General features: G+C 69.2%; 23 protein-coding genes. 9 read left to right on the forward strand and 14 right to left on the reverse strand.

Translation table 11 applies throughout. The features are described 5' to 3' along the window. Positions 1 to 36: 36 nt before the first annotated feature. Positions 37 to 489, reverse strand: coding sequence for a universal stress protein (locus tag FCG67_RS21195; RefSeq protein WP_077041811.1), 453 nt, complete (start codon positions 487 to 489; stop codon positions 37 to 39). Positions 490 to 637: 148 nt separating this feature from the next. Between FCG67_RS21195 and FCG67_RS21200 the strand changes: the two genes are divergently transcribed. Together FCG67_RS21200 and FCG67_RS21205 are read left to right on the forward strand one after the other, a co-directional pair. Beyond that, positions 638 to 3,451: an alpha/beta fold hydrolase gene (locus FCG67_RS21200; protein ID WP_136911626.1), complete on the forward strand. Its 2,814-nt coding sequence runs from the start codon at positions 638 to 640 to the stop codon at positions 3,449 to 3,451. After that, positions 3,448 to 4,359 (forward strand): ABC transporter permease, encoded by a 912-nt coding sequence (locus FCG67_RS21205; protein WP_246045202.1) that lies wholly within the window; start codon positions 3,448 to 3,450, stop codon positions 4,357 to 4,359. Before FCG67_RS21200 ends, FCG67_RS21205 begins: the two co-directional genes overlap by 4 nt. Positions 4,360 to 4,374: 15 nt before the next feature. Here the strand turns inward: FCG67_RS21205 and FCG67_RS21210 are convergent, their stop codons facing one another. After that, on the reverse strand, positions 4,375 to 5,241 hold the full coding sequence (locus FCG67_RS21210; RefSeq protein WP_136911627.1) for an SCO6745 family protein: 867 nt from the start codon (positions 5,239 to 5,241) through the stop codon (positions 4,375 to 4,377). Positions 5,242 to 5,310: 69 nt separating this feature from the next. After that, positions 5,311 to 7,473 carry an excinuclease ABC subunit UvrB gene (gene uvrB / locus FCG67_RS21215; RefSeq protein ID WP_136911628.1) on the reverse strand — a complete coding sequence of 721 codons (2,163 nt, stop codon included), beginning with the start codon at positions 7,471 to 7,473 and terminating at the stop codon, positions 5,311 to 5,313. 80 nt (positions 7,474 to 7,553) lie between these two features. Between uvrB and FCG67_RS21220 the strand changes: the two genes are divergently transcribed. After that, on the forward strand, positions 7,554 to 8,063 hold the full coding sequence (locus FCG67_RS21220; protein ID WP_136911629.1) for a ribonuclease FAU-1 family protein: 510 nt from the start codon (positions 7,554 to 7,556) through the stop codon (positions 8,061 to 8,063). 39 nt (positions 8,064 to 8,102) lie between these two features. Here FCG67_RS21220 and coaE read toward each other — a convergent pair whose 3' ends face one another. Then, entirely contained in the window at positions 8,103 to 9,323 is a 1,221-nt protein-coding gene (coaE, locus tag FCG67_RS21225; protein ID WP_136911630.1) for a dephospho-CoA kinase, read from the reverse strand. A gap of 124 nt (positions 9,324 to 9,447) precedes the next feature. On the opposite strand from coaE, the gene FCG67_RS21230 reads away from it, so the two are divergent. Together FCG67_RS21230 and FCG67_RS21235 are read left to right on the forward strand one after the other, a co-directional pair. After that, the gene (locus FCG67_RS21230) at positions 9,448 to 9,660 is read left to right on the forward strand and encodes a hypothetical protein (protein ID WP_027502000.1); all 213 of its coding nucleotides are present in this window, start codon (positions 9,448 to 9,450) and stop codon (positions 9,658 to 9,660) included. Positions 9,661 to 9,785: 125 nt separating this feature from the next. Next, positions 9,786 to 10,031, forward strand: a complete 246-nt coding sequence (locus tag FCG67_RS21235; protein WP_077041818.1) for a hypothetical protein — start codon at positions 9,786 to 9,788, stop codon at positions 10,029 to 10,031. 74 nt (positions 10,032 to 10,105) lie between these two features. Here the strand turns inward: FCG67_RS21235 and rpsA are convergent, their stop codons facing one another. Beyond that, positions 10,106 to 11,581 (reverse strand): 30S ribosomal protein S1, encoded by a 1,476-nt coding sequence (gene rpsA, locus FCG67_RS21240; protein ID WP_097213234.1) that lies wholly within the window; start codon positions 11,579 to 11,581, stop codon positions 10,106 to 10,108. 186 nt (positions 11,582 to 11,767) lie between these two features. Here rpsA and FCG67_RS21245 point away from each other — a divergent pair, with 186 nt between their 5' ends. Further along, entirely contained in the window at positions 11,768 to 12,661 is an 894-nt protein-coding gene (locus FCG67_RS21245; RefSeq protein ID WP_136911631.1) for a class I SAM-dependent methyltransferase, read from the forward strand. Between the two features lie 11 nt (positions 12,662 to 12,672). Here FCG67_RS21245 and FCG67_RS25095 read toward each other — a convergent pair whose 3' ends face one another. The 6 genes from FCG67_RS25095 to FCG67_RS21270 form a co-directional block, all read right to left on the reverse strand. Then, a complete protein-coding gene (locus FCG67_RS25095) occupies positions 12,673 to 12,834 on the reverse strand; it encodes a type II toxin-antitoxin system antitoxin (protein WP_169310583.1) in 162 nt (53 codons plus the stop codon). Between the two features lie 4 nt (positions 12,835 to 12,838). Further along, on the reverse strand, positions 12,839 to 13,684 hold the full coding sequence (locus FCG67_RS21250) for an SPFH domain-containing protein (protein ID WP_097213232.1): 846 nt from the start codon (positions 13,682 to 13,684) through the stop codon (positions 12,839 to 12,841). Between the two features lie 47 nt (positions 13,685 to 13,731). Next, entirely contained in the window at positions 13,732 to 14,493 is a 762-nt protein-coding gene (locus FCG67_RS21255) for an amino acid ABC transporter ATP-binding protein (RefSeq protein WP_136911632.1), read from the reverse strand. After that, positions 14,490 to 15,479, reverse strand: a complete 990-nt coding sequence (locus FCG67_RS21260) for an amino acid ABC transporter permease (RefSeq protein WP_136911633.1) — start codon at positions 15,477 to 15,479, stop codon at positions 14,490 to 14,492. Before FCG67_RS21260 ends, FCG67_RS21255 begins: the two co-directional genes overlap by 4 nt. A 20-nt stretch (positions 15,480 to 15,499) precedes the next feature. Then, positions 15,500 to 16,372: an ABC transporter substrate-binding protein gene (locus tag FCG67_RS21265; protein ID WP_136911712.1), complete on the reverse strand. Its 873-nt coding sequence runs from the start codon at positions 16,370 to 16,372 to the stop codon at positions 15,500 to 15,502. Between the two features lie 158 nt (positions 16,373 to 16,530). After that, positions 16,531 to 17,652, reverse strand: coding sequence for an isocitrate/isopropylmalate dehydrogenase family protein (locus tag FCG67_RS21270; RefSeq protein ID WP_246045203.1), 1,122 nt, complete (start codon positions 17,650 to 17,652; stop codon positions 16,531 to 16,533). Between the two features lie 19 nt (positions 17,653 to 17,671). Between FCG67_RS21270 and FCG67_RS21275 the strand changes: the two genes are divergently transcribed. Then, positions 17,672 to 18,184, forward strand: a complete 513-nt coding sequence (locus FCG67_RS21275) for a 2'-5' RNA ligase family protein (RefSeq protein ID WP_136911635.1) — start codon at positions 17,672 to 17,674, stop codon at positions 18,182 to 18,184. Positions 18,185 to 18,278: 94 nt separating this feature from the next. Then, positions 18,279 to 18,641, forward strand: a complete 363-nt coding sequence (trxA, locus tag FCG67_RS21280; RefSeq protein WP_077041823.1) for a thioredoxin — start codon at positions 18,279 to 18,281, stop codon at positions 18,639 to 18,641. A gap of 16 nt (positions 18,642 to 18,657) precedes the next feature. On the opposite strand, the gene FCG67_RS21285 is transcribed toward trxA, so the two are convergent. Next, positions 18,658 to 19,431: a PIG-L family deacetylase gene (locus tag FCG67_RS21285; protein ID WP_136911636.1), complete on the reverse strand. Its 774-nt coding sequence runs from the start codon at positions 19,429 to 19,431 to the stop codon at positions 18,658 to 18,660. Positions 19,432 to 19,491: 60 nt separating this feature from the next. Between FCG67_RS21285 and FCG67_RS21290 the strand changes: the two genes are divergently transcribed. Continuing rightward, on the forward strand, positions 19,492 to 19,926 hold the full coding sequence (locus tag FCG67_RS21290; RefSeq protein ID WP_136911637.1) for a protein-tyrosine phosphatase family protein: 435 nt from the start codon (positions 19,492 to 19,494) through the stop codon (positions 19,924 to 19,926). A 26-nt stretch (positions 19,927 to 19,952) separates the two neighbouring features. Here the strand turns inward: FCG67_RS21290 and FCG67_RS21295 are convergent, their stop codons facing one another. Then, a complete protein-coding gene (locus tag FCG67_RS21295) occupies positions 19,953 to 21,143 on the reverse strand; it encodes an alpha/beta hydrolase family protein (protein WP_246045204.1) in 1,191 nt (396 codons plus the stop codon). A 105-nt stretch (positions 21,144 to 21,248) separates the two neighbouring features. Beyond that, positions 21,249 to 23,984: a DNA polymerase I gene (gene polA, locus FCG67_RS21300; protein WP_136911639.1), complete on the reverse strand. Its 2,736-nt coding sequence runs from the start codon at positions 23,982 to 23,984 to the stop codon at positions 21,249 to 21,251. Positions 23,985 to 24,008: the final 24 nt, after the last annotated feature.

The following is a 24,008-nucleotide window of genomic DNA, read 5'->3' on the forward strand; positions in this document are numbered from 1 at the left end:
GCGAGGCCGGCGGGGGCGGGATTTGTTCGGACGCGACTAGCGGACCGTGTGCACGATCAGGACGTCGGAGGTGGACTTGCGCGCCGCGTCCGAGGGGACCGATCCGAGCAGACGCCCGGTCAGCGTGTTCAGTCCGCGGTTGCCGATCACCAGCAGGTCGGCCTCGACCTCGTCGATGAGCGCGAGCAGCGAGTCCACGGGAGCGCCGACGACGGCGCGCTCGACGATATCGGCCGCGCCAGCCGCATGCGCCCGCTCGCGAGCGGTCCGCAGGATCTCGAAGGTGGGCGCGGAACCGGTGATCTGGTACGCGTCCTCACGGAGGGTGTCCTGCGCGGCCTCGATATCCTTCGGGTCCGCGGGGTAGTAGGCGCAGGCGATGACCAGTTTCGCGCCGGCATCCGCCGCCAACGACGCGGCCTTGTCCACTGCCTTCAGGGACGAATCCGAGCCATCGGTTCCGACGACGATGGTGCGGTAGGCGCTCATTCATTCCTCCAAGGTGCTCAGGTCTGACCGGAGCGCCGCAGAATCACGGACAGCCCGGCCGCTGGGAAAGACCCTAGCCGGATCGCGATCGGGTTAGGGGGAATTGCGGCACAACGCACATCGGCGCCGCATCGCTACATTAGATCTCATGCGAATCCCCCGGCCGCAGGGAATCAGGACCCGGATCGTCGTGGCCGTCGCCCTCGTTGTCGTCGGCGCCGGTGCCATCGCCGTGACCAGGTCGATCACTGAGCCGCCCGCGCCGGTGACCGAGGATGTCGCGGTGACGATGCCCGCGGGCCCCTCGGAGTCGGATCAGGTCAAAATCGATGCCCGCCTGTATCTTCCGCAGCACACCCCGGCACCTGCCGTACTCCTCGCGCACGGGTTCGGCGGCAGCAAGGACTCCGTCGCCGCCCAGGCGGGGGCACTCGCGGAGGACGGGTTCGTGGTGCTGGCATACAGCGCCAGGGGTTTCGGGCAGAGCACCGGTCAGATCTCGTTGAACGACCCGGATCGCGAGGTGGCGGACGCTCGCGGCCTCGTCGACTGGCTGGCCGCGCGCGGCGAGGTCGAGCGGGACAGCCCCGGCGACCCGCGGATCGGCGTTGCGGGCGGATCCTACGGCGGCGCACTGGCCTTGATGCTCGGCGGACTCGACTCGCGTATCGATGCGATCGCCGCGGCGATCACCTGGAATGACCTGGGCCACGCCCTGTTTCCGAACTTCGGCACGGACGAATCGCTGCCACCGTCGACGCCGGCCGCGGCCGGGTACGGCGGCCCTGGCGTGCTCAAACGCGGCTGGGCCGGCATCTTCTTCGGCGCGGGCGCGGGCGCGGCCCCATCCGAGGCAGGAGCGGACGCGTCCGAACCGCGGCCGGAACCGGGACCATGCGGACGGTTCGCGCTGGAGTTCTGCCGGGAGTACGCCGCGGCCGCGGTATCCGGGAAACCGAGCCAGGAACTGCTGGACCTGCTCCGTGCGCACTCGCCCGCGGCGGTCGCGGGCGCGATCACCGCGCCAACACTGCTGATCCAGGGCGAACAGGACACCCTGTTCGGACTGGACCAGTCCGACGCAACCGCGCGCCAGATCACCGCGGCAGGCACACCCGTCCAGGTGCGCTGGTTTCCCGGTGGGCACGACGCCGGGGGCGAGGGCACCCGCTTCAGCGAGTCCGCGACATCGCGGTTCCTGTCCGAGCAACTCCGCGGGTCCGGCGAGGTGGATGAGGAGTTCGTGTTCTCGCTCCCGGGCACCCCGACCGATCAGGGTCGCCCCTCCTATCGGCGGATGACCGCCGCCGGCTACCCCGGCCTGAGCGCGGACGCGCCGCCGACACCGACGATCGATCTCCCGCTCGCCGGGCCGGCATCACAGAGCATCCTCCGGCCGCCCGGCGCGGCGCCTGCCGCGCTGTCGGCGGTGCCCGGCCTCGGCTCGGCGCTGTCGAGCCTGGGTGCCGTCGGCGGGCCGGCCGCGGGTCTGGTGGCCGACCCGCCCGGCCAGTCCGCCGCGTTCGCCACCGCGCCGCTCGACCATCCGCTCACGATCACGGGTGTCTCCACGACCCGGCTCACCGTCACCGCAGCCTCCGCGCCGGGGGACGCCGTGCTGTTCGCGAAGCTGTACGACGTGAGCCCCGACGGCAGGCGCACCCTGCCCGGCGGTGCGGTCTCCGCGATCCGGCTGCCCGACGGCCCCGGACCGCACCCGATCGCGGTGGCCCTGCCGGGTATTGCGTTCCAGGTGCCGCAGGGGCACCACCTCGAAGTGGTCGTCACGACCACCGACCAGGCCTACGCGAACCCACTCAGCCCGGCTCAGTTCTCGGTGGCCCTCGCCGACGACGCCGGCCTCCTGGTCCCGAGCGTGCCCGCTGCCAGCTCCAGCCGTTCGCTGCCGATCGGCCCGCTGATCGGGATCGCCTGCATCCTCGGCGGGGCGGCCGTCCTGGTCACCATCGGCGTGATCCGGCGCCGTCGCCGCGTGGCGGCCGAGGTCGACCCCGCCCTCGTCGACACCCCGCTGGTGATCACCGACCTGCACAAGACCTATGACAACGGCTTCCGCGCGGTCGACGGGGTGAGCTTCACCGTCCGGCGCGGCCAGGTCCTCGGGCTGCTCGGTCCCAATGGCGCCGGCAAGACCACCACCCTGCGGATGCTGATGGGGCTGATCACGCCGACCGAGGGCGAGATCCGCGTCTTCGGCCACCGGGTCACCCCGGGTGCGCCCGTGCTCTCCCGGCTCGGGTCCTTCGTCGAGGGGTCGGGCCTGCTGCCGCACCTGAGCGGCATCGACAATCTGCGGCTGTACTGGGAGGCCACCGGACGGCCTGCCGGTGAGGCCCGCATGGACGAGGCCCTCGAGATCGCGGATCTCGGCGATGCGATCGAACGGAAGGTCCGTTCCTACAGCCAGGGAATGCGTCAGCGGCTCGCGATCGCGCAGGCGATGCTCGGCCTGCCGGATCTGATGGTCCTGGACGAACCCACCAATGGGCTCGACCCGCCGCAGATCCGCACCATGCGGGAGGTGCTGATCAACTATGCACGCACCGGGCGCACCGTCCTCGTTTCCAGCCACCTGCTGGCCGAGGTCGAGCAGACCTGCACCGACGTGGTGGTGATGAACCACGGCCGGGTGATCAGTTCCGGCACCGTCGAGGAGCTCACCTCCGCCGAGGGCGCCACCGAACTGCGGGTCGACGACCCCGCCCGGGCGGCCGTGGTCCTCGAGTCGGTCGACGGGCTCGGGCCGGTACGCCTGATCGAGGGTGAGAATCCCCGGCTGCGGGTCGATCTCGGCGAAACCGACCCGGCGGCGCTGGTGCGCACCCTCGTCGGCGCGGGCATCGGCGTCCGGGGCCTGTCGAAGACCACCCGCCTGGAGGACGTGTTCCTCCGACTGGTGGACATCTCCGACCATCGCGAGCACGACAGGGAGGACGCATGACCAGCCATGACGACGGCGGTGCCGTCACGTCTCATCCCGACGGCGGAGCCGTGCCGTCACATCCCGACGGCAGGGCGGTCGGCTACCGAGCGACGCACACCCTGCCGCTGCGCACCGAGCTCAAGCGACAGTTCAAACGCAGGCGCACCCACCTGGCGCTCGGCTTCCTGGCGTTGCTGCCGGTGATCCTCGCGATCGCGTTCGCCATCGGCGGGTCGGACTCCTCTGGATCCGGCGGGGTCGACCTGATCGAACTCGGCACCACGGGCGGGGTGAACTTCACCGTGTTCTGCCTGTTCATGTCGGTCGGTTTCCTGCTGATCGTGGTGGTGGCGTTGTTCTTCGGCGATTCCGTCGCGAGCGAGGCGTCCTGGTCCTCGCTGCGGTACCTGCTGGCAATCCCGGTCCCCCGCAGCCGGCTGCTGCAGCAGAAGGCCATCGTGTCCGCGGCGCTGTCCGCGCTGGCGATCCTGATCCTGTTCGGGGTGGCGCTCACGCTCGGCACCGCCCTGTACGGGACGGGGCCGCTGGTGACCCCGTTCGGCGATTCCCTCGGGTACGGCGAGGCGGTGGGACGACTGCTGGTCGCGCTGGCGTTCATCGCGGTGAACCTGACCTGGGTGGCGGGTCTGGCCCTTCTGCTCTCCGTGCTCACCGACGCCCCGCTCGGCGCGGTCGGCGGCACGGTGATGGTGTCCATCCTCGTGCAGATCCTCGATCAGATCACCGCTCTCGGGCACTGGCGCGACTATCTGCCGGGGCACTTCTCGTTCGCCTGGACCCGACTCCTGGCACCGACGGTGGACTGGCACGACATCGTGGTCGGGTCGTTCTCGGCGCTGGCCTACGCGGCGGTGTTCGGACTGCTGGCCTGGCAGCGGTTCGCGGTCAAGGACATCACCAGCTGACCGCGCCCGCCACGGTCAGCGCGAGACCGCGGACCCGTAGACCCCGTCCGGGAACACGCCCTGGTCCACCAGGACCTCGCGCAGATCGGTGCCGAGTTCGAGCAGACGCGCCGCACCGTCCTCGCCCAGCGCCGCCCACGGGGCGACCGCCATCTCGTCGGTCAGTTCCTCGACGCACTCGCGCAATTCCCAGCCGGCACCGGTGAGCTCCCCGTCGTCCCCGAGCAGACCCCGGTCCGTGAGGGAGTCCACCGCGCCGCGCCACTGCTCGTCGGACCAGCCGCGGCGGGACCTGGCGAACTGCTCCTGGAACCCGTTGCCGGTCGCGGTGTGCGAGACCAGCGCCTCGATCCCGGAGAGTCCCGCGGTCTGCAGGGCGGCGATGTGTCCGTCACCTCGGTACTCGCGGAGCAGCGTCAGCGCGTGCCAGAGCACCAGGTGCGGCTCAGACGGCCACTCGATCTCGGCGTGCCCGGCATAGAGCGGCCGACCGGACGCCTCCGGGGTGGCGCGCGCCGCGGTGGCCGCCAGAGCTGCGGCCTCGTCGAATGCCGAGGAGCTGATCGCCTCGGCGCCGTAGATCCGCCGCATCGCCGCGTCGACCCCGCGGTACCTGGCCGCCACGACGGCCGCAGGCCCTGCCTGCGTCCAGGCGACCGGGATCACCGACGTGATCGCCTCGGGGTTGAAGTTGTAGAAGGTCGCCGCGACCACCCCGGCCCCGACCGCGCCCATCGCGGCGGACCGTCCGGCGAAGTAGCACATCCGGCCCGGGGTCAGGCCCGCCGCGACGAGGCTCTCGTTCACCTCCGGCGCGAAATACGACATGCCGTGGATCAGGTCAAGGGTTCGGGCTGTCTGCCCCGCCGTCCGTGCGTCCATGTGCTCGACCGTAGCGGGCGCAAGCGAACGTCACCGTCCGGTCGGTGAACGACCCGCGCCCGGCTCGCTCTACGAGAGGCCGGCGGCGTCCATCCCCCGAAGCTCCTTCTTCAGGTCCTGGATCTCGTCGCGCAACCGCCCGGCCAGCTCGAACTGCAGCTCGCGTGCGGCGTTCATCATCTGGTCCGTCAGTTCCTTGACCAGGTCCGCCAGCTCCGCTCGCGGCATCGATTTCACGTCGCGGCCCTCGTACACGCCCGCACTGACGGCCCGGCCCGCCTCGCCCTGGGCACGACGCCCGCGGCTGGCGTTGCGCCCCGAACCGCCGACGTCCACGCCCGCGGCCGTGTCATCGGCCTCCTCGTAGACCTGGTCGAGGATGTCGGCGATCTTCTTGCGCAGGGGCTGCGGGTCGACACCCATCTCCCGGTTGTAGGCGATCTGCTTCTCGCGGCGGCGATCGGTCTCCTCGATCGCGTGGGCCATCGAGTCGGTGATCTTGTCCGCGTACATGTGCACCTGACCGGAGACGTTGCGGGCCGCGCGGCCGATGGTCTGGATCAGGCTGGTGGAACTGCGCAGGAAGCCCTCCTTGTCGGCATCCAGGATCGCGACGAGCGACACCTCCGGCAGGTCCAGGCCCTCGCGCAACAGGTTGATGCCGACGAGCACGTCGTACTCCCCCAGCCGCAGCTGTCGGAGCAGCTCGACCCGGCGGAGGGTGTCGATGTCCGAGTGCAGGTACCGCACCCGGATCCCCAGTTCCAGCAGGTAGTCGGTCAGATCCTCGGACATCTTCTTGGTGAGGGTGGTGACGAGGACCCGCTCGTCCTTGTCGGTGCGCTCCCTGATCTCGTGCACGAGGTCGTCGATCTGGCCCTTGGTGGGTTTGACCACCACCTCCGGGTCCACCAGCCCGGTCGGCCGGATGACCTGCTCTACGAACTCGCCGCCGGCCTGGCCGAGCTCGTACTTGCCCGGGGTGGCCGACAGGTACACGGTCTGTCCGATCCGCTGGGTGAACTCCTCCCAGGTGAGAGGACGGTTGTCCGTTGCCGAGGGCAGCCGGAACCCGAACTCGACGAGGTTGCGCTTGCGGGACATGTCGCCCTCGTACATCGCGCCGATCTGCGGAACGGTGACGTGCGACTCGTCGATGACCAGCAGGAAATCTTCGGGGAAGTAGTCGATGAGGGTGGCGGGCGCGGTGCCTGCACCGCGGCCGTCGATGTGCCGCGAGTAGTTCTCGATCCCGGAGCAGAACCCGACCTGTTTGATCATCTCGATGTCGTAGTTGGTCCGCATCCGCAGCCGCTGCGCCTCGAGCAGCTTGCCCCGCCCCTCCAGGTCGGCGAGCCGCTCCTCGAGCTCGGCCTCGATGTCCTTGACCGCGCGCTCCATCCGCTCCGGACCCGCCACGTAGTGGGTGGCCGGGAAGATCCGCAGCGAATCGACCTGGCGGACCACGTCGCCGGTCAGCGGGTGCAGGTAGTAGAGCGCCTCGATCTCGTCGCCGAAGAACTCGATGCGGATCGCGAGCTCCTCGTACGACGGGATGATCTCCACCGTGTCCCCGCGCACCCGGAACGAACCGCGGGTGAAGGACAGGTCGTTGCGGTTGTACTGCACGTCGACCAGCAGGCGCAGCAGCGCGTCGCGGGGCACCTCGACGCCGACGTCGAGCTGGATCGACCGGTCCAGATAGGACTGCGGGGTGCCGAGACCGTAGATGCACGAGACCGACGCGACCACCACCACGTCACGACGCGAGAGCAGGCTCGAGGTCGCGGAGTGTCGCAGCCGCTCCACGTCGTCGTTGATCGACGAGTCCTTCTCGATGTAGGTGTCCGTCTGCGCGATGTACGCCTCGGGCTGGTAGTAGTCGTAGTACGAGACGAAGTACTCGACTGCGTTGTTCGGCAACATCTCTCGCAGCTCGTTCGCGAGCTGGGCGGCGAGGGTCTTGTTCGGCGCCATCACCAGCGTCGGCCGCTGCAACTTCTCGATCAGCCAGGCCGTCGTCGCCGACTTTCCGGTGCCGGTGGCACCGAGGAGCACCACGTTCTTCTCGTCCGCCCGGATCCGCTTCTCGAGTTCCGCGATCGCCGCGGGCTGGTCCCCTGCGGGCTGGTGCGGGCTCACCACCTCGAACCGGGCCTCGGACCGTTCGATGTCGCCGACCGGCCGGAACTCGGAGTGCGCCACCACGGGATGCTCGGATGCGAAAGCCATGGAACCAGAGTAAGCCGGGGCACCGACATCCTCCCGGCATCGTCGTCGGGAGCCCGACCCGCCGGGTAGGTTCAACAGCCATGGACGGCGAAGTGCACGCCCCGAAGATCGAGTCCTTCTCGCTCGCGGACAAGACCAACACCGATCCCAAGGGCTTCGTGCGACCGGTGGACCACTACCGGCTCGAACCGTGGGGCCTGTACATGGCCAGGACCTCGGACCATGCCCACTTCCACTACCTGGAGTCCTGGCTGCTGCCGGACCTGGGCCTGCGGGCATCGATCTTCCACTACCACCCGTATCACGCACGGGATCAGAACCATTACGTCGACATCGGCGAGTTCACCGCGGCACCCGAGGTCTGGCGATCCGAGGACCACTACCTGGACCTGGTGGTGCGGACCGGGCGCGACACCGAACTCCTGGACGTGGACGAACTGATCGCCGCGCACGCGGCGGGCCTGCTCGACGCCGCGACGACCGAGCTGGCGATCCACCGGGCGGTGACCGCGGCGGACGGGATCGCCGCGCACGGTCACGATCTCGATGCCTGGCTCGCCTCGGTCGGGATGCCGATCAGCTGGCGCTGACCGGATGGGATGCCGAGCAGCCTGCGCCGACCGCGCCCCTCAGGAGGGCGACCAACCGCTCCGCTCGGCCCACTCCCAGGCCCGCTGGTAGCCGAGATCGAACCACGGCGCGAGCGCCGCGGCATAGGTCACGGTGGCCTCGCCCGTGTGCGCGTCGGCGGCGGCCCAGCGGACCGCAACCCTCTTGACCTCGAGGAATTCGGCCCGAGCAGCGGCGTCGGCACGCAGCCAGTCGCGCAGCAGGAGCGCGAAGCGCTGGCCCGGCCAGCCGTCGACGCGCAGGCTGATCTCCACGGGCCTGCCGGGATCGGCGCCGCCGTGGAACCGCTTGTCCCACAGGGCCGGATCGGACTCACCACCGATGGCGTACTCCGGCTTCGGATCGTCGCGGGTGATCGACTCGATCCGCGGGAAACCGGCCGCGGCCAGCGGTCCCGCGAGCGCATCCGCGGCGGCGATGCTCGAGACAGTGATCTGCACGTCGATCACGTCCTTGGCCTCCAGGCCGGGCACCGAGGTCGAGCCGATGTGGTCGATACGAAGGGCGCCCGCACCGCAGGCCAGCCACAGGCGCTCGATCAGCCGGCGGGCCTGGTCCGGCCAGGTCGGGTCGGCGGGCGCGAGAACTGGCCGAACCCGGACCACCGTTCCGGTCCGCAGGTTCACCTCGAACGGCACCAGCCGCTGTTCCCACAAGGCCTTCACCTCGGCGTCGAGGCCGCCCTGTGGACCGCTGTTGTCCAGCCAGACATCCGCCGCGGCCCGCCGCTGGTCGTCGGTCGCCTGCGCCGCGAGGCGCGCCCTCGCATCGTGCTCCGGCATACCGCGGAGCTCGACCAGGCGTCGCACCCGCTCCTCGGCATCCACGTAGACGACCAGCACCAGGTTGAACAGCGCGCCCATCCGGCCCTCGACCAGGAGCGGAATGTCCTGCACCACCACCGCATCCGCCCCGGCGGACTCGACGAGTTCGGTGGTGCGCCTGCCGACCAGCGGATGGACCACCGCGTTCAGCCGCGCCCGTGCCTCGTCGTCCCCGAACGCCACAGCCGCAAGGGCGGGCCGATCCAGCCGGCCGTCGGGCTGCAGGATCGAGTCACCGAACTCCGCGACCAGCGCGGCCAGCCCCTCGGTTCCCGGTTCCACCACCTCGCGGGCCACCAGGTCGCTGTCGACGACCACGGCACCGAGATCCGTCAGGATCCTCGATACGGTGGACTTACCCGCTCCAATACCTCCGGTGAGGCCGATTCTCAGCACGCACACCAGTCTGACATCTGAACACGCCGAAGCACACCAGCCCCAAATGCACCAGGTTTACCCGAGACTCGGTATCCTACGGACAGACGCGCCAGGCCACCCATCTCGAGACAAAGGGAATTCCATGCAAAGCCACTACATCCTTCAGGGTCGGCACCGTCTGGGCATCGTCAATGGTGTGCATTGCATCCTGATTCCCGAGGTCGCCACCGCTCTGGCCGAGCACCGTCGCAACTGGTTCACGCAGATGATCAGCCCCGCGCGCCACAGCTTCGCGACGATGCGCAAGCGCACCGCCGTGATGCAGAGCGCCTGGGCCCCTGCCGCAGTGAGCTGATCGGGCTCCCCCCGACTCCCCCACCTCCACGAGTGCCCCCGCCCGAATTCGGGCGGGGGCACTCGTCTGTCATGCGTACGCAGATTCGAATGCGGTCGCCGCGACGGCGTCCTACCGTTGGTGACATGACTGTCAAAGCCGATGATCTGCGACTGCTGTTGGCCAGCTCCCTCTCGCAGCCCACGCTGGTGCTGGAGGAGGGCTCGCTCAAGGTCCTCTCGGGAGACGAGGTGGCCAAGCGGTCCTCGTGGGTGGTCGTCACCCTCGAGGACCTCCGCCGAGAACTACCGGACGGCGACAACCCCACCGAACACGATCTGGTGGAGAAGGCCGCCATGCTCGACGAACTCGTGTCCAGCCCGGGGGCCTGACCGGAGAGACAAAACAACCCCGGTCCTGTACGGACCGGGGTTGTTCTGTGAGACCCGGCTAGCGGGTCATCGTGTCACGCGTTGCCGGACAGCTTCTCGCGGAGAGCGGCGAGCTGCGCATCGCTGGCGAGCGAGCCACCAGCGGATTCCGGAGCGGCACCGGCGGACTCGCCGGCGTCGGCCGAACCGGTCTCGGAGGAGTAGCCTGCGGCGGCGTTGGCAGCCTCGGCGGCCTCGTCCGCAGCGGTCTTCTCCATCTGAGCGGTGTGCATCTTGTGGCGACGCTCGGCCTCGGCGTAGCGGCCTTCCCACTCTTCACGCTGCTTGTCGAAGCCCTCGAGCCATTCGTTGGTCTCGGGATCGAAGCCCTCGGGGAAGATGTAGTTGCCCTGCTCGTCGTACGAGTCGGCCATGCCGTACTTGGACGGATCGAACTCGGCGTTGTAATCCTCGTTGGCCTGCTTCAGCGACAGCGAGATACGACGACGCTCGAGGTCGATGTCGATGACCTTGACGAGGGCATCGTCGCCGACGCCGACAACCTGGTCCGGAACCTCCACGTGGCGCTCGGCCAGCTCGGAGATGTGGACGAGGCCTTCGATTCCCTCTTCGACGCGCACGAAGGCACCGAACGGAACCAGCTTCGTGACCTTGCCGGGCACGATCTGGCCGATCGCGTGGGTGCGGGCGAACTGACGCCACGGGTCTTCCTGCGTCGCCTTGAGCGAGAGGGAGACACGCTCGCGGTCCAGGTCGACGTCGAGAACCTCGACGGTGACCTCGTTGCCGACCTCGACGACCTCGGACGGGTGATCGATGTGCTTCCAGGACAGCTCGGAGACGTGCACCAGGCCGTCGACGCCACCCAGGTCCACGAAGGCACCGAAGTTGACGATGGAGGACACGACGCCCTTGCGGACCTGGCCCTTCTGGAGCTGGTGCAGGAACTCGCTGCGGACCTCGGACTGGGTCTGCTCGAGCCATGCGCGACGCGACAGGACCACGTTGTTGCGGTTCTTGTCGAGCTCGATGATCTTGGCCTCGATCTCCTTGCCGACGTACGGCTGCAGATCGCGGACACGACGCATCTCGACGAGCGACGCGGGCAGGAAGCCACGGAGGCCGATGTCGAGGATCAGGCCGCCCTTGACGACCTCGATGACGGTGCCCTTGACGGCCTCGTCCTTCTCCTTGAGCTCCTCGATGGTGCCCCAGGCGCGCTCGTACTGTGCGCGCTTCTTCGACAGGATCAGTCGACCTTCCTTGTCCTCCTTGGTGAGAACAAGAGCCTCGACGGCGTCGCCGACGGAAACGACCTCATTGGGGTCGACGTCGTGCTTGATCGAGAGCTCGCGGGAAGGGATGACGCCTTCGGTCTTGTAACCGATGTCGAGCAGGACCTCGTCGCGGTCGACCTTGACGATGGTTCCTTCGACGATGTCGCCATCGTTGAAGTACTTGATCGTGGCGTCGATGGCGGCGAGGAAATCCTCGGCGGAGCCAATGTCGTTGATGGCTACCTGTGGCGAGGTAACGGTTGTGGAGGGCATGTGTTGAGTTGCTCCGGACGGTTGGGTAGTCGGTTGATGGTGTTCTGTCGGACTCACGAATCCCCACCGCCATACCGGATCCGGCACCGTACGGCAGACACTCGCGTGGATTAGGGTACGCGACCTGTAGCGAGCTGGGCAAACCCGGATGCACCGATGTCGATGGGAAACCCTACTGTTGAGCCCATGCCGGGCTCGACGAATGACGCAGCAGACATCACACCGCCGACCGATCCGGCCGACCGTCACGGCGAGGCCAATTCCATCCTCGGAACCAGTGGCGTGAGCCGCGACCGCCTCGACTCCGCCGACAGCGAGCGCGCGAGTCGCGCCTGGTGGGATGCCGACGCCGCCGACTACCACCGCACGCACGGCGATTTCCTCGGCGTGGACTCCGCGGCGGGCGAGTTCGTCTGGTGCCCGGAGGGCCTGCACGAGGGCGATGTCCGCCTGCTGGGCGACGTGGCGGGCCGGGACGTCCTCGAGGTCGGCTGCGGCTCGGCGCCCTGCGCACGCTGGCTCGCGGGCCAGGGCGCGCGGGCTGTCGGGCTGGACCTGTCGATGGGCATGCTCACCCGCGGCATGGAGGCAATGGCCAAGGGCGGTCCGCGGGTACCGCTCGTCCAGGCGGGCGCGGAGTCGCTGCCGTTCGCGGACGAGAGCTTCGACATCGTCTGCTCCGCCTTCGGCGCGGTCCCGTTCGTCGCAGATTCCGCGCTGGTGATGCGCGAGGTGGCCCGGGTGCTGCGCCCCGGCGGGCTGTGGGTGTTCGCGGTGAACCACCCGATCCGCTGGATCTTTCCCGACGACCCCGGACCGAAGGGCCTGACCGCGACGATGCCGTACTTCGACCGGACGCCCTACGTGGAGGTCGACGACGACGGCACGCCGACCTACGTGGAACACCACCGCACGATCGGCGACCGGGTGCGCGAGCTCGTCGCGGCCGGCCTCGAGGTGCGCGACATCGTCGAACCCGACTGGCCGGAGTGGCTGGACCGCGAGTGGGGTCAGTGGAGCCCGTTGCGCGGCCAGATCTTCCCCGGCACCGCGATCTTCGTCAGCCGCAAGCCCGACTGACCTCGCTCGGGTCAGTCGGGATCGCGGGGCCTGCGGCCGGCCTCGTCGAGCGCCCGCCGCAGCGCGTACTCCAGTTGCGCGTTGACGCTGCGCAGGTCGTCGGCCGCCCACTTGGCGATGGCGTCGTAGACGGCGGGATCCAGCCGCAGCAGCACCTTCTTGCGTTCGGCCATGGGATCAGGAGTACAGCGAGCCCGCGTTGACGACGGGCTGGGTGGCCTTGTCGCCGCACAGGACCACCAGCAGGTTGGACACCATGTTCGCCTTGCGTTCCTCGTCGAGCTCGACGACGCCCTGCTCACGGAGGCGATCGAGCGCGAGGCCGACCATCCCGACGGCGCCCTCGACGATCATGGTGCGGGCCGCGACCACCTGGGCCGCCTGCTGACGCACCAGCATCGCCTGCGCGATCTCCGGTGCGTACGCGAGATGGGTGATGCGGGCCTCGATCACCTCGACGCCTGCCAGGTCGGTCCTGTCCCTCAGCTCGGCGGTGAGCTCGGCGGCCACCTCGGTGCCGTCGCGCAGGCTCGTGCCCTGCGTCTGGTCCGAGTCGTAGGGATGCGTGGTGGCCAGGTGCCGGACCGCCGCCTCGGACTGGATCGCGACGTACTCCTCGTAGTCGTCGACCGCGAAGGTCGCCTTGCCGCTGTCGACGACCTTGTAGACGACGACGGCGGCGATCTCGACCGGATTACCCGCCGCGTCGTTGACCTTCAGCTTCGAGGTCTCGAAGTTGCGCACCCGCAGGGTGACCCTGCGCTTGGTGGTCAGCGGGAGCACCCACTGGAAGCCCGCATCGGCGACCGAGCCGACGTAGCGTCCGAAGAACTGGACGACCTTGGCCTCGTTCGGGTTGATCACCGTGAAGCCGGTCGCCAGGAGCACGACCACCACCGCGAGCACGATCGCCGCCACCGCCCCCGCTGGGCCCGCGAACGCGGCCGCCGCGGCCACCGCCGCGAGCACCACCAGCCCGAGCAGTACCGCGAACCCGTTCAACCGAAACGCCCGACGCTCCATGTCCCCACCTTTGCTATCGAAGTGATATCACTACGATAGCAAGCGGGTCAGAGCAGCTTGGACAGGAACAGCTTGGTCCGATCGTGCTGCGGGTTGGCGAGCAGCTCCTTCGGGTTGCCGGACTCGACGACCACCCCACCGTCCATGAACACCAGCTCGTCGGCGACCTCGCGGGCGAAACCCATCTCGTGGGTCACCACCACCATGGTCATGCCCTCCTTGGCGAGGTTCTTCATCACCCCGAGCACCTCCCCCACCAGCTCCGGATCGAGCGCGGAGGTCGGCTCGTCGAACAGCATCAACTTCGGGTCCATCGCCAGGGCCCGCGCGATCGCCACCCGCTGCTGCTGGCCGCCGGAGAGCTGCGCCGGATAGGCGTCCGCCTTCTCGCTCAGGCCGACCTGATCGAGGAGGTCGCGGGCGCGTTCGACGGCCTTCTTCTTGGGGACCTTCTTCACCTGCATCGGCGCCTCGATGATGTTCTCGAGCGCGGTACGGTGCGGGAACAGGTTGAAATGCTGGAACACCATGCCGATGTCCCGGCGCTGCCGCGCCGCGGCCCGCGGGTGCAGCTCGTAGAGCTTGCCGCCGCGCTCGGAGTACCCGACAAGGTCGCCGTCGACGTAGAGCCGGCCGGCATTGACCTGCTCGAGGTGGTTGATGCAGCGCAGGAACGTCGACTTCCCGGACCCGGACGGCCCGACCAGGCACAGCACCTGGCCGCGTTCGATCTCGAGGGACACCCCTCGCAACACCTTGAGGGCGCCGTAGTTCTTGCAGACCCGGTCCGCCTTCACCATCAGGGTCATCGTCGCTCGCCTCCAGGCGTGTCGGGCAGGGTGTCGGGCGCAGGCATGATCGTGACCGGTTTGCCCTGGGCGTCGGCGAGCGCCTCCAGCTGACGCGCGGTCAGCGTGCGCGAGACGCCACGCGAGTAGTGCCGCTCCAGGTAGAACTGGCCGACCATGAGCACGCTGGTGATCGCCAGATACCAGGTCGCGGCCACCAGCAGCAGCGGGATCGGCTGGAAGTTCGCGCCAGAGATGTCCCGCGCGCGGCCGTAGAGTTCGAGGCTGAACGGGATCGCGGTGACCAGCGAGGTGGTCTTGAGCATGCTGATCAGTTCGTTGCCCGTCGGCGGGATGATCACCCGCATCGCCTGCGGCAGCACGGTCCGGCGCATCGTCTGCGACCACGACATGCCGAGCGCGGTGGACGCCTCGGTCTGGCCCTCGCTGACCGAACTGACGCCTGCCCTGACGATCTCCGCCATGTACGCGGCCTCGTTCAACCCGAGCCCGATGATCGCGAACAGGAACGCCGCCTCGAGGCCCTGCAGCTCGATGTGCGCGAACTGGTGCACGAACGGGATGCCCAGGTCCAGCGTCTTGTAGATGGACGAGAACAGTCCCCAGAACACCAGCTGCACGTACACCGGGGTGCCGCGGAAGATCCACAGGTAGACCCACGCCGACGTCCGCAGCACCGGGTTCGGGGACAGCCGCATGACCGCGAGCACGACGCCAAGCACCACTGCGAGCGCCATCGACAGCACCGTCAGCTGGATGGTCACCCAGGCCGCGGACGAGATCCGTCGGTCGAACAGGTACTGGCCGTAGACATCCCAGGCGAACGCGGGGTTGGTGGCGGCGCCGTACACGAACAGACCCAGCAGGGTCACGACGACGATCGCGGCGATCCAGCGGCCGGGCCTGCGCAGCGGTATCGCCTTGATCGCCTCTGGCTCCGCTGAACCCCCAGTCTCGGGAGCGTCGCTCTCACTCAGTGCTGGCATCGGTGTCCACCTTTCCCGGCTCAACCGGCCGCCCCGTTGATCTGCGACTGCGCGATCGTGCCCGATCCGACGCCCCAGTTGTCCGCGATCTGCTGGTACTGACCGCCGTCGATGAGGTACTGCATGGCCCGCTGCAACACGGGCGCCAGGGGCGATCCCTTGACGAGCGGCCAACCGTACGGTGCCGAGTCGAACACCTCACCGGCCGCCTCCAGCCGGCCACCGCTGCGCTTGATCGCGTATGCGGTCACCGGCGAGTCGGCGGAGAGGGCGTCCACCCGACCGAGGATCAACGCGTTCGCGACGTCGTCCTGGCTGTCGAACTTCACCTTCTTGATCGGCGGTCTACCCGCCGCCACGCAGGCCTCGCTCTTCGCGGGAACCTCGTCGATGTCCTCGGTGGTCGTGGTCTGCACGCCGACCCGGAGCCCGCACGCGTTGTTCGGGTCCACCGACTCGCCGGTCCGCTGCGCCCACTGGATACCCGCGCGGTAGTAGGTGACGAAATCGACCGACTCTTCGCGCTCCTTCGAATCGGTGAAGGACGACATCCCCATCGTGTAGGTGCCCGCCTGCACGGCGGGGATGATCTTGTCGAAGTCCGCCTGCTTGTAGGCGACCGTGAGTCCGAGGACCTTGCCGACGGCGTTCAGCAGGTCCACGTCGAAGCCGACGATATTGCCCGCCTCGTCCTTGAACTCGTTGGGCGCGTACGGGATGTTCGTTCCGGCGATCAACCGACCGGACGCGGCGACCTCGCGCGGCAGGTCCGCGGCGATCTCGTCGACCCGATCGACGTGCACGTTGTCCGCGACCGGGATCAGCCCCTCGTTGTTGGTCACGCACGAGGACAGCACCAGCGCTAGGAGCGTTGCCCCGACGACCGCACCGATGCCCCTGGTGCGTCTGCGTGCTTGGCGGCCGGCCCGAACGGGCGCCGCGGAACACGAGTTGGATCGAGGAATCACCAGGAAAGAGTACTGGGTCGGGAGCCAACCGGACGAAAGGTCGGGTCGCCGCCGTCACCCGACGGCGACACCGGCCGCCGCGATCAGTGCCGGACCACCCTGGCGGTCACCGTCTCTGCGAACTCCGCGGTCGACGCCAACCCGCCGAGGTCCGCGGTCGCGACCCCGGCCTGGAGGGTGTTCGCCACCGCCGACTGGATCCGCTCCGCGGCCCGACCGAGCGCGGGGTCGCCGCCGCGGGAGCTCAACCAGTCGAAGAGCATGGCGGTCGAGAGGATCATCGCGGTCGGATTGGCGCGGTTGCGGCCCGCGATGTCGGGGGCGGCCCCGTGTGCCGCCTGCGCCATCGCCTTGGTCTCGGACGCGTTGAGCGACGGCGCGGTGCCGAGCGAACCGGACAGCTCCCCAGCCAGATCCGAGAGGATGTCACCGAACATGTTCTCGGTGACCACCACATCGAAGTCCTCGCCCCGCCGCACCAGGTGTGCCGCCATCGCGTCGACGTGTTCGTTTCGCACCTCGACGCCCGGGTACTGCGTCCCGATCTCGTGGCACACATCCCGAAACAGTCCGGTGGTCAGCGCGAGCACATTCGCCTTGTGCACCACCGTGACCCGGCCGCGGCGCCTGGAGGCGAGTTCGAAGGCGGCGCGGGCGATCCGTTCGGTGGCCCGCCTGGTGACCACCCCGACCGCCATCGCCACATCGGGTGTGGGCATGAACTCGCCACTGCCGGTGAACATGTTGCGGTCCGCGTAGAAGCCCTCGGTGTTCTCGCGGACGATCACCAGGTCCATCTCGGGCGACACCGCGCGCACCCCGGCAAAGGCACGTGCGGGCCTGATGTTGGCGAACAGGTCGAATCGCTTCCGGATCGTTCCGCCGGGAGTCAACTGACCGCGGAAGGGATCCGGGTAGGAGGCGCTGTCGTGCGGGCCGAGCACCCAGCCGTCGAGGTCGGCGAGCGCCACCAGGGTCGACTCCGGCATCGGCGTGCCGTGCTCGCCGATGGCGTCGAGGCCGACGTCCAGGGGCACCCAGGCCACCGGCGTGCCGCCCACCGCCGCGACGGCGGCGTCCGCGATCCGCTGAGCCGCGGGCACGATCTCGTGGCCGATCCCGTCTCCCACCAGCAGGCCCAAGCGGGTCGGCTCCGATGTCGCCTGCCGGGCCGGCTCCGATGTGATTGCGCTCGTCGGGTTCACCCGACAATCATTGCTCACCATGGTGCAGTCCGTGGAGTTGTTGCTCGACGACCGCCTCGACGCAGCGGTGCGCCGTGAGTGGCGCCAGGTATCCGGAACCGGGATCCGCGGGCAGGACGCGGTCCGGCAGGTCTCGAACCGCCCGCACATCACGCTCGCGGTGGCCCAGCACATCGACCCCGAGACCGAACTCGAACTGCAGCGGGGACTGCTCGCCCCCGCCCTCCAGGTCACCCTCGGCGGCCTTGTCGTGTTCGGCGGTCATCGAAAGACGCTGGCACACCTGGTCGTCCCGACCGCCGGTCTGCTGTCGCTGCAACGGACCGTCTTCCGCCTGATGCGCCACAGCGAGGGGATACCCGCGCACACCCATCCCGGGGACTGGACGCCGCACGTCACACTGGCCAGACGGGTGCTGCCCGAGCAGATCGGGACCGCGATCTGCGCCGTCTCGGCCACCCATCTGACCGGACACGCGGTCTCGATCAGGCGGTGGGACGGCGAGGCCAAGCGGGAATGGCTCATCGCCTGAGCCGGGTTCTCCCACACATGCGCGCCCCTGGCGGGAAGAATCGGACACGCGGCCGCGTTGAACCCGGTCGATACGCATTGACGAGAGGATTCAGATGCCCACGCAGACCCTGACCCAGCAGAACTTCGACGAAGTCATCGGCGGGAACGATGTCGTCCTCGTCGACTTCTGGGCGTCGTGGTGCGGACCGTGCCGCAACTTCGCCCCGACCTTCGAGGCCTCCGCCGAGCAGCATCCCGACGTGGTGCACGCGAAGGTGGACACCGAAGCCGAGCAGGGACTCGCGGCCGCGGCCAACATCCGATCGATCCCGACGATCATGGCCTTCCGTGAGGGCATCCTGGTCTTCTCGCAGCCCGGTGCACTCCCGCCCGCGGCGCTCGAGGATCTGGTGACCCAGGTCCAGGCGCTGGACATGGACAAGGTCCGCGAGCAGGTCGCGGCCGCTCAGGAGTGAGCGCCCGCGGGCCGCGTCAGAGCGGCAGCGCCGTCTCCGCCAGCCCGGCGGGGGCACCCCGGCGCCGGAACCACTCCTGACCGAACGCGGCCCGCAGCTGCTCCTCCGGCATCTGCAGGAACGGTCCGAAGTCGCCGACCTGCGTCGCGTGCGCGTGCATCGCGGCCCGCTTGGCGCCCATCGCCGCGGTCACGTCCACCACGGTGGTGATGTCCTCCTCCGGCAGGCCGAAGGTGTCGAGGTCCGGCGGCTGGGCGTCCTCCGACCACTCCGGATTGGCCGCCATCAGCCTGCGGATGTGATCACGGCTGACGGCCGCCTCGTAGACGTGCGGCACCCCGGCGATCTCCGCCGCGCGCACGCCCACATAATGCACCTGCACATGGTCCGGGTGCCCGTAGCCGCCGTTGGGGTCGTACACGGTGACCACGTCCGCGGACTCCTCGACGAGGATCGCGGCCAGCCGCGCCGCGGCCTCCTCGACGTCGGCATTGCAGAACGCCGCCGGGTTCGCGTTCTCGGGGGTGCCCGCCATCCCCGAGTCCGCGTAGTGCAGCAGCTCCACCCGATGCGCGCCGAGCACGCTGGTGGACTCCTCCAGCTCCCGTCGCCTGCGATCGGCGAGCGACTCCCCCTCCGCGAGCAGTCCCTCCGGGACCTCACCGAGGGCGCCGTCGGTCGCGGTGACGACGACGACGCGATGGCCTGCGTCGGCAGCCTGACGCATGACTCCGCCGGTGATGAACACCTCGTCGTCGGGGTGGGCGTGGAAGCAGACCAGGACGCTCATGCCGCAATGCTTCCACAGCATCGCCGCGCACCCCCACGTGACCCGAGTAACTTGCCGACCATGGACCGGCCATGGGACACAGCGGAATCGGGGGTGCTGCGACTTCCGTCGACACGCCTCGTGCGGGGACGCGCGCTACGAAAGCCACTACCGGACGGCGTTCGTCCCGAGTTCGGCCTCTACCTGCTCGGCAGTCCCCCACCCGCCAACGACTGGGAGTCGCGCTGGGTCCGGTGGCCTGATTTCCGGCTGCCGAGCGATCGGGCCGACGCCAGGGACGCGCTGCGCGAGGCGTGGGAACGCGCCCGAACACAGCGGGTGGAGGTCGCGTGCGGCGGCGGCAGAGGCCGCACCGGCACCGCGCTGGCCTGCATCGCCGTGCTCGACGGGGTCCCCACCGACGAGGCGGTCGCCTTCGTGCGCCTGCATTTCGATTCCCATGCGGTGGAGACGCCCTGGCAGCGGCGCTACGTCGCCCGATTCACCACCGTGTGACCGGTCGACCACGGGTGGCGACCCGGTCACGGGTTGTTGAACCTGACCTCGGGGTAGGCCGGGCTCGGGCCGTCGAGGATCGGCTGCGGGATGCCCCGCAGGTGCAGGTCGAAGAAGGCACCGATGTAGGCACGGGTGAGATCGACCGATCGACCCCCCGGCAGTGCGGCCCCGATCGGCGAGGCGGCCCCGACCGGCATCCCCAACCGCTCGGCGAGGGCGGGGATGTCGGTGAAGGAGGCGTGGCCGGCACCGGCCACGGTCAGCCATCGCTTCCACCCGACGAGCCGGCTCCACGCCGCGTCCCACGACACGTCCTGACCGCCGGGGCGGTGGACCTCGTCGTCGGTGCCCATCATCAGGAACGGCCGGTCCCTGACCCCATCCGGCTGCATCGAGGTATGGAAGGAGCCGTCCATGTTGACGCCCGCGCGAACGCGATCGTCCGCCGCCATCGCCTCCGCTGCGCTCGCTCCGCCGATCGAGTGGCCTGCCATGCCGATGCGCTCGCTGTCGATCAGACGCGAATGCGGCCAGGCCGAGTCGGGTGCGGTGAGCCGGTCAAGGAGAAACGACACGTCCGCGGCCCTTGTCTCGGTGACGACACCGAGGGTCCCCTCATCCTTGGTCCGCTCGCAGGCGAGGCAGGTGGACATCTGCCCGCCCGGGAACTCGATGCCGAACGACTCGTTCGCGTGGTCGACGGCGGCCACGACGAAGCCGCGGGCGGCCAGCGCCTCGGCCAGGGCGGTGAGCGTGTAACGGGAGGCGGTGAAGCCAGGCGACAGCACCACCAGCGGGTACGAGCCCTCCACCGGCACAGCGTCGACGACGCTGTGAGTGCCGGTGGCGCTGAGCACCTCGGCTGGCACCAGGCCCGCCAACTCCTGCCCCTCGAGCAGCAGCCTGATCTCCTCGGTCGTGGCGTACCGCGCCCGCGCGCCGGATCCGGGGCGGGCCGGGTAGTACATGCTGACCATCAGCTCACGCGGGTCCGATGCGACCCAGGGGTCGGGACGGGACTCGTCGACCAGGTGCAGCGTGTTCCGCCCGACCGCGAACGCCCCTGTGGGAGCGGGCAATTGGAGGACGGCTCCGATGGCCGAGGAACCCGCGTCGGCGGCCGCGAGCGGGGACGCCGGGCTGACAGCGGCCGCAGTGAGCGGTAGCGCGAGCGCGAGGACCACGGCGGGAACGATTCGGGAGATTCTGATCACCCGCCTCACGCTAGGGACGGGGCGACCATGAGGCATCACCCCACGGTCGCCCGTTCCTTACGGCCGAATCCGACCACGGGCTGATGCGCCCGCTGCGGCGCCCGGCTAGTGGGCAGCCGCGTCCCAGCTGCGACCGGTGCCAACCGAGACCTCCAGCGGCACAGAGAGTTCGATGGCGCCCGCCATCTTCTCCCGGATCAGCGCCTCGACCTGCTCGCGCTCGGACTCGACCACCTCGAGCACCAGTTCGTCGTGGACCTGCAGCAGCATCCGCGAGCGCAGCCCCGACTCGGCGAGGGAGCGCTGCACGTCGATCATCGCGACCTTGATGATGTCGGCGGCGGTGCCCTGGATCGGGGCGTTGAGCGCGGCCCGCTCGGCCACCTCACGACGCTGGCGGTTGTCGCTGTTCAGGTCCGGCAGGTACCGGCGCCTGCCGAACAGCGTGGAGGTGTAGCCGTCCTTACGGGCCTGCTCGACGACCTCGCGGAGGTAGTCGCGGACCCCGCCGAAGCGAGAGAAGTAGGCGTCCATCTGCCCCTTCGCCTCCTCCGTGGAGATCTTCAGCTGCGACGCGAGGCCGAAAGCGCTCAGGCCGTATGCCAGCCCGTAGGACATCGCCTTCACCCGGCGGCGCAGCTCTGGGGTGACCTCCTCGATCGGCACCCCGAACGCACGCGAACCCACGAAACTGTGCAGGTCCTCGCCGGTGTTGAACGCCTCGATCAGGCCCTCGTCCCCGGACAGGTGCGCCATGATCCGCATCTCGATCTGGCTGTAGTCGGCGGTCAGCAGGTAGTCGTAGCCCTCCCCGACGACGAAGCCGTCCCGGATCTCGCGGCCCGCGTCTGTGCGCACCGGGATGTTCTGCAGGTTGGGCTCGGTGGACGAGAGCCTGCCGGTGGCGGCCACCGTCTGGTTGAAGGTGGTGTGGATCCGGGCGTCCTCCGCGACGGACTTGAGCAGCCCGTCGACGGTCACCTTGAGCCGGGTCGCGTCGCGGTGCGCGAGCAGGTGCTCGAGGAAGGGGTGCTCGGTCTTCTCGAACAGCGCCTCGAGCGCGGCCGCGTCGGTGGTGTACCCGGTCTTGGTCTTCTTCGTCTTCGGCATGTCGAGGTCCTCGAACAACACCACCTGCAGCTGCTTCGGCGAGCCGAGGTTGATCTGCTTGCCGATCACCTCGTACGCCGCGTTGGCGGCCAGGTTGATGGCGTCGGCAAAGCGACTCTGCAGGTCGTGCAGGTGCGCGGTGTCGACGGCGATGCCGGTGTACTCGATGTCCGCGAGCACGCCGAGCAGCGGCAGCTCCATCTCCGTGAGCAGCCCGGCCGACTCGATGTCGGCGAGCTCGGTATCCAGCGCGGCGGCCAGATCCACCACCGCCCTTGCCCGCAGGATCTCGCCCTCGGCGACGGCCGCATCGGCCTGGTCTTCCTCGTCGAGCAGCGAGAGCTGGCCCTCGCCCGAGTCCTCGACCCGCAGCTCGCGCTTGAGGTACCGCAGCGACAGGTCGTCGAGGTTGAAGCTGCGCTGCCCCGGCCGGACCAGGTACGCCGCGAGCGCGGTGTCGCTGGTCAGCCCGCCCAGCACCCAACCGCGACCGCGGAGGGCGTGCATTGCCACCTTGGCCTCGTGCAGCGCCTTCGGCTCGCTCGCGTCGGAAAGCCAAGCGCCGAGCGCCTTCTCGTCCTCGGGGCTCGCGGTGGCGGTGACGATGTACGCACCCTCGCCGTCCGAGGCCGCGATCGCGATCGCGCTGGCGTCGCCGCCGTACGGCTGCTTCGAGCCGACGACCGACAGCCCGTGCCGCTGTCCGGTGCGGGCATGCTCGGCCAGCCAGTCCGCAACCTCGCCCGGCGCCAGCGCGCCGCCGCGCACCTCGAAGCCCTCCTCGGCCTCGGGTTCGGCGGAGGAGAGGGTGTCGAACAACCGGTCCCGCAGCACCCGGAACTCGAGGTCGTCGAACAGCATGTGGATCCGGTCCCGGTCCCACGGCGCCAGCACCAGCTGGTCCGGCGTGTACGGCAGCGGCACGTCGCGGACCATCTCGGTGAGGCGACGGTTGAGGATCACGCTGTTCAGGTTCTCGCGTAGCGAGTCGCCCACCTTGCCCTTGACCTTGTCGACGTGCAGCACCAGCTCGTCGAACGAGCCGTACTCCCGGATCCACTTCGCCGCGGTCTTCTCGCCGACGCCGGGGATGCCGGGCAGGTTGTCGCTCGGGTCGCCGCGCAGGGCGGCGTAGTCCGGGTACTGGCTCGGGGTCAGGCCGTACTTGGCCTCGACCTCCTCGGGCGTGAACCGGGTGAGCTCGGAGACGCCCTTCTTCGGGTAGAGAACGGTGACGTCCGGGGTGACCAGCTGCAGCGCGTCCCGGTCGCCGGTGCACACCAGCACCCGGTAACCCAGCTCGGTGGCCTGCGTGGTGAGGGTGGCGATGATGTCGTCGGCCTCGAAACCGGCCTCGGCCATCACCGGGATACCCAGCGCGCCGAGCACGTCCTTGGTGATCTCCACCTGCCCCTTGAACTCGTCCGGGGTCTTGCTGCGGTTCGCCTTGTACTCCGGGAAGGCCTCCGCGCGGAAGGTCTGCCGGGAGACGTCGAACGCGGCGGCCACGTGCGTCGGCTGCTCGTCGCGCAGCAGGTTGATCAGCATCGAGGTGAACCCGTACACCGCGTTGGTGGTCTGTCCGCTGTGCGTCTTGAAGTTCTCGGCGGGCAGCGCGAAGAACGCCCGATAGGCCAGGGAATGGCCGTCGAGCAGCAACAACGTCGGCTTGTCGGCGGTTGCGGCGCCGTCGGGGCGGGCGGAGGACCGTTGATCGGTTGCTGGGCTCACCGCACTGAGTCTAGGGACGTGGAC

Origin of the sequence: Rhodococcus oryzae (genome assembly GCF_005049235.1) — a bacterium.
GTDB classification, from domain to species: domain Bacteria; phylum Actinomycetota; class Actinomycetes; order Mycobacteriales; family Mycobacteriaceae; genus Rhodococcus_G; species Rhodococcus_G oryzae.